At 67.0% G+C, this 16,046-nt stretch carries 15 protein-coding genes; 7 read left to right on the forward strand and 8 right to left on the reverse strand.

The genetic code is table 11. The features are described from left to right. The first annotated feature begins 2 nt into the window (after positions 1-2). Both odhB and K3F48_RS06150 read left to right on the forward strand, forming a co-directional pair. On the forward strand, positions 3-1,241 hold the full coding sequence (gene odhB / locus K3F48_RS06145) for a 2-oxoglutarate dehydrogenase complex dihydrolipoyllysine-residue succinyltransferase (protein WP_222574544.1): 1,239 nt from the start codon (positions 3-5) through the stop codon (positions 1,239-1,241). 185 nt (positions 1,242-1,426) lie between these two features. After that, positions 1,427-1,696 carry a DUF1150 domain-containing protein gene (locus K3F48_RS06150; RefSeq protein WP_222574545.1) on the forward strand — a complete coding sequence of 90 codons (270 nt, stop codon included), beginning with the start codon at positions 1,427-1,429 and terminating at the stop codon, positions 1,694-1,696. A 230-nt stretch (positions 1,697-1,926) separates the two neighbouring features. Here the strand turns inward: K3F48_RS06150 and K3F48_RS06155 are convergent, their stop codons facing one another. Together K3F48_RS06155 and K3F48_RS06160 are read right to left on the reverse strand one after the other, a co-directional pair. Further along, positions 1,927-3,333, reverse strand: coding sequence for a Do family serine endopeptidase (locus K3F48_RS06155; protein ID WP_222574546.1), 1,407 nt, complete (start codon positions 3,331-3,333; stop codon positions 1,927-1,929). A 74-nt stretch (positions 3,334-3,407) separates the two neighbouring features. Continuing rightward, positions 3,408-4,079, reverse strand: a complete 672-nt coding sequence (locus K3F48_RS06160; RefSeq protein WP_222574547.1) for a spermidine synthase — start codon at positions 4,077-4,079, stop codon at positions 3,408-3,410. 192 nt (positions 4,080-4,271) lie between these two features. Here K3F48_RS06160 and cysS point away from each other — a divergent pair, with 192 nt between their 5' ends. From cysS to cimA, 4 genes are all read left to right on the forward strand, one after another. Next, the gene (gene cysS / locus K3F48_RS06165) at positions 4,272-5,636 is read left to right on the forward strand and encodes a cysteine--tRNA ligase (protein WP_222574548.1); all 1,365 of its coding nucleotides are present in this window, start codon (positions 4,272-4,274) and stop codon (positions 5,634-5,636) included. Between the two features lie 464 nt (positions 5,637-6,100). Continuing rightward, positions 6,101-6,235 carry a hypothetical protein gene (locus tag K3F48_RS24230; protein ID WP_255608403.1) on the forward strand — a complete coding sequence of 45 codons (135 nt, stop codon included), beginning with the start codon at positions 6,101-6,103 and terminating at the stop codon, positions 6,233-6,235. Continuing rightward, positions 6,235-6,738 carry a GNAT family N-acetyltransferase gene (locus tag K3F48_RS06170; RefSeq protein ID WP_222574549.1) on the forward strand — a complete coding sequence of 168 codons (504 nt, stop codon included), beginning with the start codon at positions 6,235-6,237 and terminating at the stop codon, positions 6,736-6,738. Before K3F48_RS24230 ends, K3F48_RS06170 begins: the two co-directional genes overlap by 1 nt. Continuing rightward, complete coding sequence (gene cimA, locus K3F48_RS06175) at positions 6,735-8,330, forward strand: citramalate synthase (RefSeq protein WP_222574550.1); 1,596 nt, start codon at positions 6,735-6,737, stop codon at positions 8,328-8,330. The genes K3F48_RS06170 and cimA overlap by 4 nt, the downstream gene beginning before the upstream one ends. Positions 8,331-8,377: 47 nt before the next feature. On the opposite strand, the gene K3F48_RS06180 is transcribed toward cimA, so the two are convergent. Further along, positions 8,378-8,983: a TIGR00730 family Rossman fold protein gene (locus tag K3F48_RS06180; protein ID WP_222574551.1), complete on the reverse strand. Its 606-nt coding sequence runs from the start codon at positions 8,981-8,983 to the stop codon at positions 8,378-8,380. A gap of 171 nt (positions 8,984-9,154) precedes the next feature. On the opposite strand from K3F48_RS06180, the gene K3F48_RS06185 reads away from it, so the two are divergent. Then, positions 9,155-11,056: an ABC transporter ATP-binding protein/permease gene (locus K3F48_RS06185; protein ID WP_222574552.1), complete on the forward strand. Its 1,902-nt coding sequence runs from the start codon at positions 9,155-9,157 to the stop codon at positions 11,054-11,056. Positions 11,057-11,081: 25 nt separating this feature from the next. Here the strand turns inward: K3F48_RS06185 and K3F48_RS06190 are convergent, their stop codons facing one another. The 5 genes from K3F48_RS06190 to ccmE form a co-directional block, all read right to left on the reverse strand. Beyond that, positions 11,082-11,843 carry a methyltransferase domain-containing protein gene (locus K3F48_RS06190; RefSeq protein ID WP_222574553.1) on the reverse strand — a complete coding sequence of 254 codons (762 nt, stop codon included), beginning with the start codon at positions 11,841-11,843 and terminating at the stop codon, positions 11,082-11,084. Between the two features lie 15 nt (positions 11,844-11,858). Then, positions 11,859-12,776: an outer membrane protein gene (locus tag K3F48_RS06195; RefSeq protein ID WP_222574554.1), complete on the reverse strand. Its 918-nt coding sequence runs from the start codon at positions 12,774-12,776 to the stop codon at positions 11,859-11,861. A gap of 214 nt (positions 12,777-12,990) precedes the next feature. Then, a complete protein-coding gene (locus K3F48_RS06200) occupies positions 12,991-13,437 on the reverse strand; it encodes a cytochrome c-type biogenesis protein (RefSeq protein WP_255608405.1) in 447 nt (148 codons plus the stop codon). 182 nt (positions 13,438-13,619) lie between these two features. Continuing rightward, positions 13,620-15,596: a heme lyase CcmF/NrfE family subunit gene (locus K3F48_RS06205; protein ID WP_222574555.1), complete on the reverse strand. Its 1,977-nt coding sequence runs from the start codon at positions 15,594-15,596 to the stop codon at positions 13,620-13,622. Next, on the reverse strand, positions 15,593-16,045 hold the full coding sequence (gene ccmE / locus K3F48_RS06210) for a cytochrome c maturation protein CcmE (protein ID WP_222574556.1): 453 nt from the start codon (positions 16,043-16,045) through the stop codon (positions 15,593-15,595). Before ccmE ends, K3F48_RS06205 begins: the two co-directional genes overlap by 4 nt. Position 16,046: the final 1 nt, after the last annotated feature.

The raw sequence follows: 16,046 nt of genomic DNA on the forward strand, positions 1-16,046 counted from the left end.
ACATGACGGAAATCCGCGTTCCCACCCTCGGCGAATCGGTCACCGAGGCGACGATCGGCCGCTGGTTCAAGAAGGCGGGCGACGCCGTCGCCGCCGATGAGCCGCTGGTCGAGCTCGAGACCGACAAGGTGACCCTCGAGGTGAACGCCCCGGCCGCCGGCGTGCTCGCCGAGACGCTGGCCAAGGAAGGCGAGACGGTGACGCCGGGCGCTCTGCTCGGCCAGATTTCCGACGGCGCCGCCGCCGCTGTCGCGCCGCGTGCGGCGGCGGTCGCGGCGCCGGCGCCCGAGCCCGTCGCGGCCGCCGCCGGCGTGGCTGTCGCCGAGGCGCCGAGTCGTCCGCCGGCGCCTTCCGCCGCCAAGATCGCCCGCGAGCAGGGCCTCGACCTCTCGGGCGTCATCGGCTCGGGCAAGCAGGGGCAGGTGTTGAAAGAGGATGTGCTGGCGCTCGCCACCAGGCCGGCGCCGGCTCCCGTCGCGCCGCCGCCCGCCCCGGTTATCGCGCCGCCGGCGCCGCGCCCCGCCTCCGCCCCCGGCGACGCCGAGCGGGAGGAGCGCGTCCGCATGACGCGCTTGCGCCAGACCATCGCCAAGCGCCTCAAGGAGGCGCAGGCCAGCGCCGCCATGCTGACCACCTTCAACGAGGTCGACATGTCGGCGGTGATGGCGCTGCGCAACCGCTACAAGGATTTGTTCGAGAAGAAGCATCATGTGAAGCTCGGCTTCATGGGCTTCTTCGTGAAGGCCTGCTGTAAGGCGCTGGAGGAAATCCCGGCCGTCAACGCCGAGATCGACGGCGCCGACGTCATCTACAAGCATTACTGCCACATCGGTGTGGCGGTGGGCACGGAGAAGGGCCTCGTGGTGCCGGTGGTGCGCGACGCCGACCGGCTCAGCGTCGCCGAGATCGAGAAGGCGATCGGCGAGTTCGGCCGCCGGGCCCGCGAAGGCCGGCTCGACCTCGAGGATCTGACCGGCGGCACCTTCACCATTTCCAATGGCGGCGTCTATGGCTCGCTGATGTCGACGCCGATCCTCAACGCCCCGCAATCGGGCATTCTCGGCATGCACAAGATCGAGGAGCGGCCGGTGGTCGTCGCCGGCAAGATCGAGATCCGGCCAATGATGTATCTCGCCCTCTCCTACGACCATCGCATCGTCGATGGGAAGGAGGCGGTGACCTTTCTGGTGAGGGTCAAAGAGCAGCTCGAGGACCCGGCGCGGCTGGTTATCGACCTCTAGAGCGCTTTCCGCTCGAACGGAATCGTTCGAGCGATCAGAATTCGCTCCAAACGGCTCTAGCGTTGCCGAAGCGAGAATCCGCGGCGCCGCCCCTAACAATCCGGGGCTACGATGTACAAATATCTCCTGTGCTACGAAGGTAGGCGCCCGTGAGGCGGGTCGTATCGACCGCCGAGGAGAGTGTCATGGAAGGCAAGACCGCAACCGAGAGAAAGCTCCCCCTTCTGACCCCCGAGCAATTCGCCCATCTCGGCGACGGAGCCATCGCCTATGTGCGGACCATGCGGTCGGAAGATGTGACGCGGCTCTATCCGCAGGCGCCTCCGATCCAGCCGGGCATCACCCTGTTCGCCCTGCTCGGCGCTGACGGCAGCCCGATCGTGCTCGCCGATACGGAAGAGGGCGCGCGGGCCAACGCCTGGGAGCACCAGCTGCAGACCGTCAGCCTCCACTGAAGGCTGACGGGCGAAGCGTTGCGCCTTCAAGACGCAATTTGACCGACGTAAAGTTTGATTTTACAGTTCGGCTCGATGATCGGACGCTTGGATGCATATGCAAGTCAATTACGATCTCGCTCGGATCCGAGCCCGCTCGGCGTCGATAAAGGTCGAGCGTCTCGCGCCGAGAGAGGCGTGAGCGAAGCGCGCCGCAGGCCGTCACGAAGCCGCCCGACGGCGCATGGCTCCTATCCCCCCACCACGGTCGTGAACACCTGGCCGCCACGGGCCAGCGTGATCTTCCAGTAATAGCGGCGCCCGCCGGTCGCCTGCTCCAGCTCGCGGCTCGAGCCGATCTTCTCGTCATTGATGGCGAGGATGACATCGCCCTTCTGCAGATTGAGGCGTGCGGCGACCGAATTCTGGTCGATCTCGGTCACGACCACGCCGGCCGCGACTCCCTGCACCGACAGCTCCTCGATGACCGCCGGCGACAGATTGACCACTGTCGCGCCCGCGAAGGGCGAGGAGCCCTTCACCTTCACCGGATCGCGCGGCGGCGTTTCCGGCGCCGGGGAGAGGCGCAGCGGCAGGAACACGGTCTTGCCGCCGCGCAGCACGCCGAGCGTCGCCTGGCCGCCGAGGGGCTTGGTCGCGAGGCGATAGCCGACCGCCTCCGGATCGTCCGCCGACTGGCCGTCCACCGAGACGATGACGTCGCCGCGCTTCAGCCCCGCGTCCGACGCCGGCCCCTTGGCGAAGAGGTCGGCGATCAGCGCGCCGGCCGGCCGCTCGAGGCCGAGCCCGTCGGAAATCTCCTTGGAGAGATTCTGCAGCGTGGCGCCGAGCCACGGGCGCTTCACCTGATGGCCGCCGCCCTTGGCGGCCGCCACGACGATCTTGACCATATTGACCGGAATGGCGAAGCCGATGCCGACCGAGCCGCCCGATTTGGAGAAGATCGCCGAATTAATGCCGACGACGCGCCCGTTCAGATCGACGAGCGGACCGCCTGAATTGCCGGGATTGATGGAGGCGTCGGTCTGGATGAAGAAGCCATAGTCCGAGATGCCGACCTGGGTGCGGGCGAGCGCCGAGACGATGCCCTGCGTCACCGTCTGGCCGACGCCGAAGGGATTGCCGATGGCGAGGGTCAGGTCGCCGACCTCGAGCGCGTCCGAATCGCCGAGCTCCATGGTCGGGAAGGCGGAGCCTTCGGTCAGCTTCAGCACGGCGAGATCGGTGCGGGGGTCGCGCAGCAGGATCTTGGCCGGAATCTCGCGCTTGTCGGCGAGCGACACCTTCACATCGGTCATCCCCTCGATGACGTGATTATTGGTGACGACGATTCCGCTCGGATCGACGATGACGCCGGAGCCGAGCGATTGCGCGGTCGGGCCGCGCGGCCCGCCGCCGCCCTCGCCGAAGAAGCGGCGGAAGATCGGATCATCGAAGAAAGGATTGGCCGGCCGCTGCTCGATGCGCGTCGCAAACACATTGACGACCGCCGGCGTCGCCTTTTTGACGATCGGCGAGAAGGAGAGCACCGCGTCCGCATGCGACTGGGGAATGACGCGCGGCTGCTGCGCCAGCGCCGCCGAGCCGAGCGCGCAAACGAAAGCCGCCGCAATGAGTTGACGCCAGAAAAGTCGCATTCGCCGATCCTCTCGGGGTAGATTCGCCGCGCGCATATTAGCGCGAAAAGCGACCGCCTCGTGGAATTCGGCGCTCAGAACCGGCGGGCCGTGTAGACCACATGCAACGGATCGCCTGCGACGCCGCGCGCAGCGATTTCCTGCGCGCGCCACGCCCATCCGGCCGCGTCGAGCGCCGCTTCGAAATTGGGCGAGGGATCGGCGGACCATACGGCCAGCACGCCTTCCGTCGTGAGCGCGGATCGCAGCCGCGCGAGCCCCTCGGGCGAATAGAGCCCGCCATTGGCCGCGCAGCAGAGCGCGTCCGGTCCATTGTCGACGTCGAGAAGCACGGCGTCGAAGCGGCGGTCGGCGGAGGCGATCAGCGCGGCGATGTCGCCGATGCGCAGAGTGACGCGCGGATCGTCGAGGGGGCGGCCGGCGAGCAGGGCCAGCGGGCCGCGGTTCCAGGCGACGATCTCGGGCAGCAGCTCGCAGACCGTCACGCGCGACTCCGGCGGGGCGGCGTGCAGCGCGGCGCGCAGGGTGAAGCCGAGGCCGAGGCCGCCGACGAGGATGCGCGGCGCCGGCGCGCGCAGCTCCTCGAGCGCCAGCTGCGCCAGCGCTTCCTCCGAGCGATGCGCGCGATTGGACATGAGATCATAGCCGTTGCAGCGGATCTCGAAGATTCCTGCGCGGCGGCGCAGGATCAGCTCGTCGCCCGCCGCCGTGCGGGCTCTGGCCAGCTCCTCCCAGCTCTCAGTCATCCGTTCCGCCTCGCTCTGCGGCGCCGCGGCGCCTTGACGGAAGCCACGGGAGCGCGCATGTTAACGCCATGCTACGCACGCTCCGCTCCCGCCTTTGTCGGATCATTATCAGCTAGCGAAATCGCTGGCCGGAGCCGTCACGTCTCTCTTCGACACAAATGACGCCCCGGGCCGGCAGGCCGAGGGGAAATCATGTCGTCCGACGCTCCCGTTTTGAAGCTCTACAACACGCTGACGCGCGTCAGGGAAGAGTTCCGGCCGCTCGATCCGGCCCATGTGCGCATGTATGTCTGCGGGCCGACCGTCTATGACTACGCCCATATCGGCAACGCAAGGCCGCTGATCGTCTTCGACGTGCTGTTCCGGCTGCTGCGCCATCTCTATGGCGCGGAGCATGTGACCTATGTCCGCAACATCACCGACGTCGACGACAAGATCAACGCCCGCGCCGCCGAGCGCGGCATTTCGATCCGCGAGCTGACCGAGGGCACCAACGCCGTCTTCCAGGCCGATGTGGCCGCGCTCGGCTGCCTGCCGCCCAGCGTGCAGCCGCGCGCGACAGAACATATCGCCGAGATGATCGCCATCGTCGAGCGGCTGATCGCCTCCGGCCATGCCTATGCCGCCGACGGCCATGTGCTGTTCGACGTGCCGTCCATGGCCGATTACGGCCGGCTGTCCCGCCGCCCGCTCGACGAGATGATCGCCGGCGCGCGCGTCGACGTCGCGCCCTATAAGCGCGGCGACATGGATTTCGTGCTGTGGAAGCCGTCCAAGGACAGCGAGCCCGGCTGGGAGTCGCCCTGGGGGCGCGGGCGGCCGGGCTGGCACCTCGAATGCTCGGCGATGTCGTGGAAGCATCTCGGCGAGACTTTTGACATTCACGGCGGCGGAATCGACCTCGTCTTCCCGCATCACGAGAACGAGATCGCGCAGACGCGCTGCGCCTTCGGCCATGAGGCGATGGCGAATTACTGGATGCACAATGGCTTCCTGCAGGTCGAGGGCGAAAAAATGTCCAAGAGCCTGGGGAATTTCGTGACCATTCACGAATTGCTGCACACGGAGAATTTCGGCGGACGCAAATGGCCGGGCGAGGCGCTGCGCCTGGCGATGCTGCGGACGCATTATCGCCAGCCGATCGATTTTACCGTGAAGGCGCTGGAGGAGGCGGAGGCGAGCCTGCGCAGATGGAGCGCGCAAGCGGGCGAGGCGTCCGCCGAGCCGGGCGTCTCCGGCGATGTGCTGAACGCGCTCGCCGACGATCTCAACACGCCGCTGGCGCTCGCCACGCTGCACGAACTGGATGGCGCCGCTCTGAGCGGCGCGTTGAAGCTGCTCGGCGTCGATCTTCGCGCTTATGTGCGCTGGGTGGAGGCGCAGACGCGGGAGGCCGTCGATGTGGCGAAAGTCTCAGCATTGATCGAGAGCCGCCTCGCCGCCCGCGCGGCGAAAAACTGGGCCGAGTCCGACCGTATCCGCGACGAACTCGCCGCGATGGGCGTCGCGCTGAAGGACAATAAGGACGGCACGACGACATGGGAGGTGAAGCGGTGAGCGCCGCCCCCTGCTCCAGCGCGCGCAAACCCTCTCCCATAGGGAGAGGGTGGCCGCGAAGCGGCCGGGTGAGGGGCTACGGCGCCGGGAGCTTTGGCGGAGAGCGGGGTTCCCCTCATCCGACCCCGCTTCGCGGGGCCACCTTCTCCTCAGGGGAGAAGGAGTCGCGCTCCACCACTCGGAATCTAGTTCAGGCGCGGAAAAGGGCGCCTCGGCGCGCGGCAGCGGGCGATGTCCGCGGCGCGGCGGATTTCCTGCAGCACCCAGTCGAGCCGCTCCTTCACCTCGTCATTGGTGAAACGCAACTCCAAAAACCCGTGGCCCGCAGCTCACGCCACAACAGCGCTTCTGCAGGCGTGCTCGTGGCGCGCAATCGCCGCGCAAATGGCGTGAGCTTGGACATCAACGCGAGCTTCCTGCCGGATCGCATAACAATCAAGCGTCGCAACCGCGAGGAGACGTCCATGCCTGAAATCGACTGGCGCAAATACCTCCCCTTCCCTGGGCATTGGGCGTCGTACCTCCTGTTCAAGCTCGTCATCCTCGCTTTGGCCGCGGCCTTCGCCTGGCATGTGCTGAGCGCGCTCGAGGTGATCTGATGGCCCGCGCCGCGCCCCCTGCGGGCCTGCGTCCTTTTCTGCCGGCCGACGCGCCGGCGCTGGCGACTATTTTTCGCGAGAGCGTCGAGACGCTCGCCGCCGACGATTATGACGAGGATCAGCGCGCCGCCTGGGCCGCCGCGGCGGATGACGAAGCGGCCTTCGCCCAAAAGCTCGCCGGCGCGCTGACCATCATCGCCTCGCTCGACGGCGAGATCGCGGGCTTCGCCTCGCTGCGTGACGGGACGCTGCTCGACATGCTGTATGTGCATCCGCGCGCGGCGCGGCGCGGCGTCGGCTCCGCGCTCATAGATGCGCTCGAGAAGCTCGCGCGCGGCCGCGGCGCGCGCGAGATCAGCGTCGACGCCTCCGACGCCGCGCGCGATTTCTTTGCCGCGCGCGGATATATTCCCCACCAACGAAACCTGCGCGAGCTGCGCGGCGAATGGCTCGGCGCCACGACGATGAAGAAGACGCTGGACGAAAAGGCGCAGCAGCGATGACGCGGGAACGGCTGACGATCTTCGATACGACCTTGCGTGACGGCGCGCAGACGACAGGCGTCGATTTCTCGCTCGCCGACAAGCGTCAGATCGCCGCTCTGCTCGACGATCTCGGCGTCGATTATATCGAAGGCGGCTATCCCGGCGCCAATCCGCTCGACACGGAATTTTTCGCGAAGCGTCCGCAGCTCAAAGCGCGCTTCGCCGCCTTCGGCATGACGCGCCGCCAGGGCCGCTCGGCCGGCAATGACCCCGGAGTCGCCGCGCTGCTCGACGCCGATTGCGATTGCGTCACCTTCGTCGCCAAGGCCTGGGATTATCAAGTGCGCGTCGCGCTGCGCTCGACGCTCGACGATAATCTCGACGGTATTCGCCAATCGGTCGCCGCCGCTGTGGCGCGCGGCAAGGAAGCGCTCGTCGACTGCGAGCATTTCTTCGACGGCTACAAGGACAATCGCGACTATGCTATTCGCTGCGCCATCGCCGCGCATGAGGCGGGCGCGAGATGGATCGTTCTCTGCGACACCAATGGCGGCTCGCTGCCGCACGAAGTGGAGCGCATCGTCGCGGAAGTGGCGCGCGTCATTCCGGGCGATCGGCTCGGCATTCATGCGCATGACGACACCGGACAGGCGGTCGCCGTCTCGCTCGCCGCGGTGCGCGGCGGCGTGCGCCAGGTGCAGGGCGCGCTGAATGGATTGGGCGAGCGCTGCGGCAACGCCAATCTGACGACCATCATCGCCACTCTGCTGCTGAAGGAGGAGTTTTCCGAGCGCTTCGAGATCGGCGTGACGCGCGAGAGCCTCACGGGCCTGACGCGCGCGAGCCATGCGCTCGATGAATTGCTGAACCGCGCGCCGAACCGTCACGCGCCCTATGTCGGCGCCGGCGCCTTCGCCACCAAGGCCGGCATTCACGCCTCCGCCGTGCTGACCGATCCGCGCACTTACGAGCATGTGCCGCCTTCGAGCGTCGGCAATCAGCGCCGCGTGCTGGTGTCCGATCAGGCGGGAAAATCCAACATCGTCGCCGAGCTCGAGCGTCTCGGCGTCCCGATGCGCAAGGATGATCCTCGTCTTTCGCGGCTGCTCGAGGAAGTAAAGGAGAAGGAGGCGCAAGGATACGCCTATGAGGGCGCCGACGCGTCGTTCTTTCTGCTGGCCAAGCGCGTGCTCGGCGAGCTGCCGCATTATTTCGACATCGAGCGCTACAGCGTCGCGGTCGATCGCCGCTTCGGCGCGATCGGCGCCTCCGACGACGCCGGCGCCGAGGCGATCGTGAAGCTGCGCATCGACGGACGTTCGACGATCTCGGCAGCCGAGGGCAATGGCCCGATCAATGCGCTCGACGTCGCGCTGCGCAAGGATCTCGGCAAATATCAAACCTTCATCGAGGATGTGAAGCTCGTCGATTATCGCGTGCGCGTGTTTCAGGGCGGCACGGATGCGGTGACGCGCGTGCTGGTCGAATGCGCCGACGCCAAGGGCGAGATCTGGTCGACGGTCGGCGTCTCGCCCAATGTCGTCGACGCCTCCTTCGAGGCGCTGGTCGACGCCATCATTTATAAGCTCGTGACATCGGGCGCGACATAGAAGCTGCGTCCCTTCTCCCACGAGTGGGAGAAGGGAACGCCCTTCTTTCAAAAATGCTGCTCGATGTCTTGCGCTTCGCCTTCCTGCGGCGGCGTGTGAACGGCGCGCAGCATCGGAATCACATCCTCGATGCGCTCGGCCACCAGATAGCGCACCTCATAGCCCGGACGAATGAAGCCGGCGTTGTGCATATGCGCGAACAGCAACAGGAGCGGCTTCCAGAAGCCGCCGATGTCGGCGATGACGAGCGGCTTGCTGTGGCGACCGAGCTGGATCCAGGTCAATTGCTCGGTCAGCTCCTCGAGCGTGCCGATGCCGCCCGGCAGCGCCACGAAAGCGTCGGATTTCTCGAACATCAGCCGCTTGCGCGTATGCATGTCGGGAACGACCTGCAGCTCGGTGACGGTCGGCAGCGCGATCTCGCGCTCATCGAGAAAGCCGGGAATAATTCCGGTGACGCGCGCCCCATTGGCGAGCGCCGCGCCGGCGACGACGCCCATCAGCCCGCAAGAGCCGCCGCCGAAGACGAGCTCCATTCTCTCGCGCGCGATCGCCGCGCCGAGCGCTTCGGCCGCCTGCGTGAAAATCGGATCATCGCCCGCGGATGAGCCGCAATAAACGCAAATGCGCTCGATCTTCCGACTATCGTTCATATGATGTTGATGGCGTGCGGGCGCGCTCGCGTCAAGGCCCGCGCGCGCCTCCCGGCCGCGCGCCGCTGCGCGCGGCGCTATTGGAGCGACCGTGCGTTCTCCCCGCAAAGCTCTTATATGAACATTGGACGTCATGGAGGCGGCTCCTGCATGAGGGGACGGGAACGAGTGATGCGACAGGTCGAGCAAGACGACGCGGAAGCTTCGGTACATGGGGCGGTCGAGGCGATCGAAAAGCCTTTCGGCGACGTTTCCGCGCTCGCGACGATCCGCGGTCTGTGGCCCTATATCTGGCCGAAGGGGCGGCGCGATCTGGAGCGGCGCATTTTCTACGCGCTGATTCTGCTGATCGTCGGCAAATTGGTGAACATGGCCGTTCCCTTCGCCTTCAAATGGGCGGCCGATTCATTGACGCTGGACGACGCCGCGCCCGTGCTGCTCGGCGCCATGGCCTTCACTCTGCTCTACGGCGTGCTGCGCACGCTCTATGCGTTTCTGACGCAGGCGCGCGACGCTCTGTTCGCGGCGGTGGCGATGCATGCGGTGCGCAGGCTCGCCGACCACGTCTTCGTGCATATGCATCAACTCTCGCTGCGCTTCCACATCTCGCGCAAGACCGGGGGGTTGACGCGCGTGCTCGAGCGTGGCCGCAACGCGATCGAGACGCTGACGCGACTGGTGATGTCGACCGCGGTTCCCACCGTCATCGAATTCGTTCTGGTGCTCGGCGTGCTCGTCGCGCAGTTCGATCTCGCTTATGCTCTCGTCGCGACGCTGACGATCATCGCCTTTCTCGCCTACACGCTCGTCGCCACCAATTGGCGGATCGCCATTCGCCGCGCGATGAACGAGAGCGACGTCGACGCCAATGTGAAGGCGATCGACAGCCTGCTCAATTACGAGACGGTGAAATATTTCGGCGCCGAGCGGCGCGAGGCGGAACGTTATGACAAATCCATGGCGCTCTACGAGGGCGCAAGCGTCAAATCCTATATCTCGCTCGCCGTGCTCAACGCCGGCCAGGCGCTCATCTACACGGCGGGCCTCACCATCATCATGGTCATGTGCGCCTATGGCGTGAAATCGGGACGCAACAGCGTCGGCGATTTCGTGCTGGTCAACGCGATGATGATCCAGCTCTATCAGCCGCTCAATTTCATGGGGACGCTCTATCGCGAGACGCGGCAGGCGATCGTCGATATCGAGACGATGTTCGCCATTCTCTCCGAGCAGCCGGAGATCGCCGATCGTCCGGACGCGCGCGATCTGTCCGTCGGCGCGGGGCGCGTCGTCTTCGACAATGTCGCTTTCGCCTATGATCCGCAGCGGCCGATCCTGCGCGGCGTCTCCTTCGAGGCGCCGCCCGGCGCGACCATCGCCATCGTCGGCCCCTCGGGCGCCGGCAAATCGACGATCTCGCGTCTTTTGTTCCGCTTCTACGAGCCGCAATCGGGCCGCATTCTCATCGATGGGCAGGATATTTCCGCCGTCACGCAGCGCAGCCTGCGCGACGCCATCGGCATGGTGCCGCAGGATACGGTGCTGTTCAACGACACCATCGCCTATAATATTCGCTATGGCCGCTGGGACGCGAGCATGCGGGAGGTGCGCGAGGCGGCGCGGCTCGCGCAGATCGACGATTTCATCCGCCGCGCGCCGGGCGGCTATGAGGCGCAGGTCGGCGAGCGCGGGCTGAAGCTCTCGGGCGGCGAGAAGCAGCGCGTCGCCATCGCCCGCACGATTTTGAAGGGACCGCCGATCCTCATCCTGGACGAGGCGACGTCGGCGCTGGACAGCTTCACCGAGCACGAGATTCAGGAGGCGCTCACGCGCGTCTCGCGCGGCCGCACCACGATCGTCATCGCCCATCGCTTGTCGACCGTGGTGGATGCGGACGAAATTCTGTTCCTCGATCAGGGCCGCATCGTCGAGCGCGGCCCGCATCGGCAATTGCTGGCGCGCGGCGGCGCCTATGCGGCGATGTGGAGCCGCCAGCGCGAAGCCGACGCCGCCGAGCGCGCGCTGCGTCGCGCCGACCAGGGGGAGCGGGAGGCGGAGGAGGCCGCGACCTGAGCCCTGTCGGGGAGCCGACGCGCTTTCAGGAAGAGGCGGCGGCGGGCTTTTGCGCGGCGAAATAGACGAAAGTGCTGCGCAGGAACGAGTTGCGGGTTTCGACCGTGTCCCAGTCCGCGGTCCAGTTCGCGCCCGTGACGGCGCGCACTGTAAAGCCTGTCTGCTCGAGCTGCGCTTTGGTGTGGGACGGCGGCGCGGCATAGCCGAGCATGGCGCCGCCCTCGTCGACATAGCGCGCATACCATTGCGACAGATGGCGATTGCCGAGCTGCCAGCCGAGAAGCCGCAGCGGATGGCGCAAGCGCGGCCGCTCGCAGAGCACGGGCGCCAGCGCCTCGCCGATCAGATTATGCGTGCTCATGATCAGCACGCCGCCCGGCCGTAGAACGCGGAAGATCTCGGCCAGACCTTCGAGGCGCGCCGCGAGCGGAAACAAATGATCGAGGCCCTGCACGCTGAACAGCGCCGCGTCGAAGACCGCATCGGCGAAGCCCAGAGCCTGCGCATTCATCTGCGCGACAGGGGCGCCCGGACTCCGGCGGCGCGCCTCGGCGAGCAGGGGGAAGGAGATGTCGAGCCCATGGACATCATAGCCGCCGTCGGCGAGCGGTCGCGTCGTGCGGCCGGAGCCGCAGGCGATGTCCAGCACGCGCGCGGGAGGCGCGGGAAAATAGCGCGCGATCCAATCCTTCTCTATGGCGTAGAGGCCGCAGTCGACGGAGAAGGTCGCCACCGCGAAATCGGCCTCGTAATAAGCGCGAGACTCGAGCAGGCCGTCGCTGTCCATCGGATTGCTCCCGCTTCAATAGGTCGCGACGACCGGCGGAGCGGCCGGCGAATGGAAGAGGTCGAGCCGGTAGTTGAGGCCGGCGCGCAGAACATGCCCGTTGAAGCGCGAGCCGGAATCGATGGTGACGAGCCCGGTCCCGCCCGAACCCGGGCCGGGAATGGCGTTGGTGTTGAAAGAGAGATAACCCGAGGAGCGCACGCGGCCGAGATCGTAATAGAGATATTCGATCTTGGCGCTCCAATTGCCGCGGAACGCCCATTCGACGCCGGCGCCCGCGGCCCAGCCGACGCGCGTGTCGTCATACTGGCTGCGAGCGAAGCCGAAGACATTGGAACCCGCCGGAACCAGCGGCGAGCCGGTCCAATAGGCGTATTGCGTCTGCGTCACGGTCTGCGAGGCGCGACCGAACGCGAGGCCGCCCGTCAGATAGAGCAGCGCCTCGGGATGCACGGCGAAGCCGAAGCGGCCGCGAACGGTGGCGAGATAATCGAGATTGCGCGTCACCTGCGTTTCCGTCGAGATCGAATAACGGGTGAGATTTGGCACGGTCAGCACAGCGTAGCGACTCTCGGAGCCTTGGACTGCGGTCCCCTGCGCGTCGGCCTCGACGCCGACGACGAAGCGGGGCGCGAGTTGGTAATTGTAGCCGATCTGCCCGCCGCCGAAGGCGCCGTTGAAGCTCGGCGTGGAGACGCCGCGCGCGCCGAGCGCGGAGGTCGCGCCGAACAAGGGGGCGTTGTCGAGCATGGCGAAGCCGCGAGAATCGATTCCGTTGCGCGCTCCCCAGATATAGCCGGCGTTGGCGCCGAGATAGACGCCGGTCCAGGAGAAAGGCGGCGGCGGCGGCGCGATGGCGGCGAGGTCGGCGGCGGCGGCTCGGCCGCCGATCGCAGCGACACCGAGCGCCGCTGCGAAGGGAAAGGCTTTCATCGGCAAGGACCCTCGATCAAAGAGGAAGGACGGCGCGCTTCCGGCGACCGGCGTCGAGAACAAGCGAGAAGGAAATCGATCGGATCAATGATACCGAGGCCTTTTACGCCCGGTCAATGAGAGCAGTTTCGTGGTTTTCGGGGAGTGCGGAAATGTATCGACGCCGCAGCGAAGCGGCGATGCGCAATATTGCTTACGCGCCTTCGCGAGCGGATCAATGATCGTCCGTTGTCTTCTGCGGATCGATGGAAACGCCCAAGGCGTTCAGTTGGGCGCGCTCCGCCTCGGTCAGCGCGCCGGCGCTCGCGCGGCGCCCACGCCGCGCGGTGAAATAGATCACCGCGGCGCCGCCGCCGAGGGCGAGGAGCGGAGCGGCCCACAACAGCCAAGTCTCAGGCTTTACCGGCGGACGCAGAAGAACGAAATCGCCATAGCGGGCGACGACGAACTCGCGCACCTCGGCGTCGCTCGCGCCGCCCTTCAGCTTCTCGCGCACGATGAGGCGCAGATCCTTGGCGAGCGGCGCGTCGGAATCGTCGATCGACTGATTCTGGCAGACAAGGCAGCGCAATTCGCCGGCGATGGCGCGGGCGCGCGCCTCGAGCGCGGGATCGGCGAGCTTTTCGCCGGGCTCGACGGCGAGGGCGGGGGAGAGCGCCAAGCTCGACAGAAGAGCGGAAATAATGAGCGCCGCTCCCCTCTCCCGCTTGCGGGAGAGGGTGGCTCGACGAAGTCGAGACGGGTGAGGGTCAGAGCCGCCCTCATCCGACCCTCGCTTCGCGAGGGCCACCTTCTCCCACAAGTGGGAGAAGGGGAGAGCGGCGAGGTTCGGAAAAAGCCCCATCATTCCGCCGCCTGTGCGTGCGTCGTGACGCGCGCGCGCGCGGCGACGCCGATGCGCAAGCGGCGGTCGGCGAGCGAGCAGGCGCCGCCCAAGGCCATGACGACCGCGCCGAGCCAGATCAGCAGCACCAGCGGCTTGTAATAGAGCCGCGCGTCGATGGTTCCATCTTCGTGCTGCTCGCCGAGCGCCGCATAGACCTGGCCGAGGCCGAGCGTGACGATGCCGGCCTCGGTGCGCGCCATGCGCCGCGCCTGATAGAAGCGCTTCGCGGGCTCCATGCGGGCGAGCGTGGCGTCGCCCTCGCGCACCGCCATCACGGCATAGGTCTCGGCGTAATTGGGGCCGGCGCGTGAGGCGACATCCTCGATCGCGATTCGATATGGGCCGACGTCATAGGCGACGCCCGGCTTCATCGCCACGATCTGCTCGACGCCCCAGCCGGTCGCCGCGAGGCCGAGCAGCGTGAGGCCGACGCCGGCATGTGCGATGGAGGCTCCCCAGGCCGAGAGCGGCAGGCCGCGCGCACGCGAGACAATGGAGCGGAGCGGCGCGCCACGCGGCGCGGCGCGCATCGCAATGTCGCTGAAGGCGCCGACGACGAGATAGATGGCGAGGCCGGCGCAGATCACCGAGAGGAAAGGCGCGCCATGCAGCGCGGCGAAAATCGCGATCGCGACGACGCCGGCGGCAAAGGCGGCGCGCAGCCGCTGCAAGGCGCCGAGGAGATCGCCGCGCTTCCACGCGAGCAATTGGCCGATCGGCATCGAGAAAATCAGCGGCAGAGCGATCGGAATCAGCACCGTGTCGAAAAAGGGCGCGCCGACCGAAATCTTCTCGCCGGTCAGCGCTTCGAGCGCGAGCGGATAGAGCGTGCCGATGACGACCGTCGCGCAGCAGACCGTCAGCAGCAGATTGTTGACGACGAGCGCGCCTTCGCGCGAAATCGGCGCGAACAGGCCGCCGGTCGGCAGAGCGCTCGCGCGCAGCGCGAACAAGGCCAGAGCGCCGCCGATGAAGACGGTGAGAATGGCGAGAATGAAGACGCCGCGCGCGGGATCGCTGGCGAAGGCGTGCACCGAGGTGAGCACGCCCGAGCGCACCAGGAAGGTGCCGAGCAGCGACAGCGAGAAGGCGAGAATGGAGAGGAAGATGGTCCAGACCTTCAGCGCCTCGCGCTTCTCCATCACCGCCGCGCTGTGCAGCAGCGCCGTGCCGGCGAGCCAGGGCATCAGCGAGGCGTTCTCGACCGGGTCCCAGAACCAGAAGCCGCCCCAGCCGAGGGTGTAATAGGCCCAGTACGAGCCCATTGCGATGCCGAGCGTCAGGAAGATCCAGGCGGCGAGCGTCCACGGCCGCACGAAGCGCGCCCAGGCGGCGTCGATGCGTCCGCCGATCAGCGCCGCGGCGGCAAAGGAGAACACGATCGAGAAGCCGACATAGCCGAGATAGAGCAGCGGCGGATGGATCGCGAGGCCGGGGTCCTGCAGAATCGGGTTGAGGTCGCGCCCCTGCCAGGGCGGATCGGCGACGCGCGCGAAAGGATTGGAGGTGAAGAGAATGAAGGCGACGAAAGCCGCGCCGATGAGTCCCTGCACGGCGAGCGTGTCGGCGCGCAGGCGGTCCGGCATGGCGCCGGAGAATACGGCGGTCAGCGCGCCGAAGAAGGAGAGCACGAGGACCCAGAGGAGCATGGAGCCCTCGTGATTCCCCCAGACGCCCGAGACCTTGTAGACCATCGGCTTTAAGGAATGCGAATTCTCGATCACATTGACGAGCGAGAAATCCGAGACGACATGCGCGTAAGTCAGCGCGCCGTAAGCAAGGGCGACGAGGCCGAACTGCGCGAGCGCCGTCGGACGCGCGACGCTCATCAAGGAGGCGTCGCGCAGGCGCGCGCCGGCGAAGGGAAGGATCGCCTGCGCGATCGCCAGAGCGAGAGCGAGGACGAGCGCGAAATGTCCGGTCTCGACGATCATTGCTTCGCCTCCGTCCCGTCGCCCTTCCACACGCCCTGCTTCTTCAGCGCGTCGGCCACGTCGCGCGGCATGTAGCGCTCGTCGTGCTTGGCGAGCACGCTGTCGGCGCGGAACACGCCGTCCGGCGCGAGCGTCCCGTCGACGACGACGCCTTGTCCTTCGCGGAAGAGGTCGGGCAACAGACCCGTGTAGGCGACGCGAAGGTCGCTCGTCCTGTCGGTGACGACGAATGCGACATTGCGGCCGTCGCCGCGCGTGACGGCGCCTTCTTTCACCAGACCGCCGATGCGCAGCCGCGCGCCCGGCGCGAGCTGCTTTTGCGCGAGCTCGGAGGGCGTATAGAAGAACACGATATTGTCGCGCAGCGCGAACAGCACGAGGCCGACGGCGAGCGCGAGCGCGGCGAGCGCGCCGCCGATCAGAACCAGCCTCTTGCCCTTGCGCGTCATC

Origin of the sequence: Methylosinus sp. Sm6 (assembly GCF_019802345.1) — a bacterium.
Lineage (GTDB): Bacteria > Pseudomonadota > Alphaproteobacteria > Rhizobiales > Beijerinckiaceae > Methylosinus.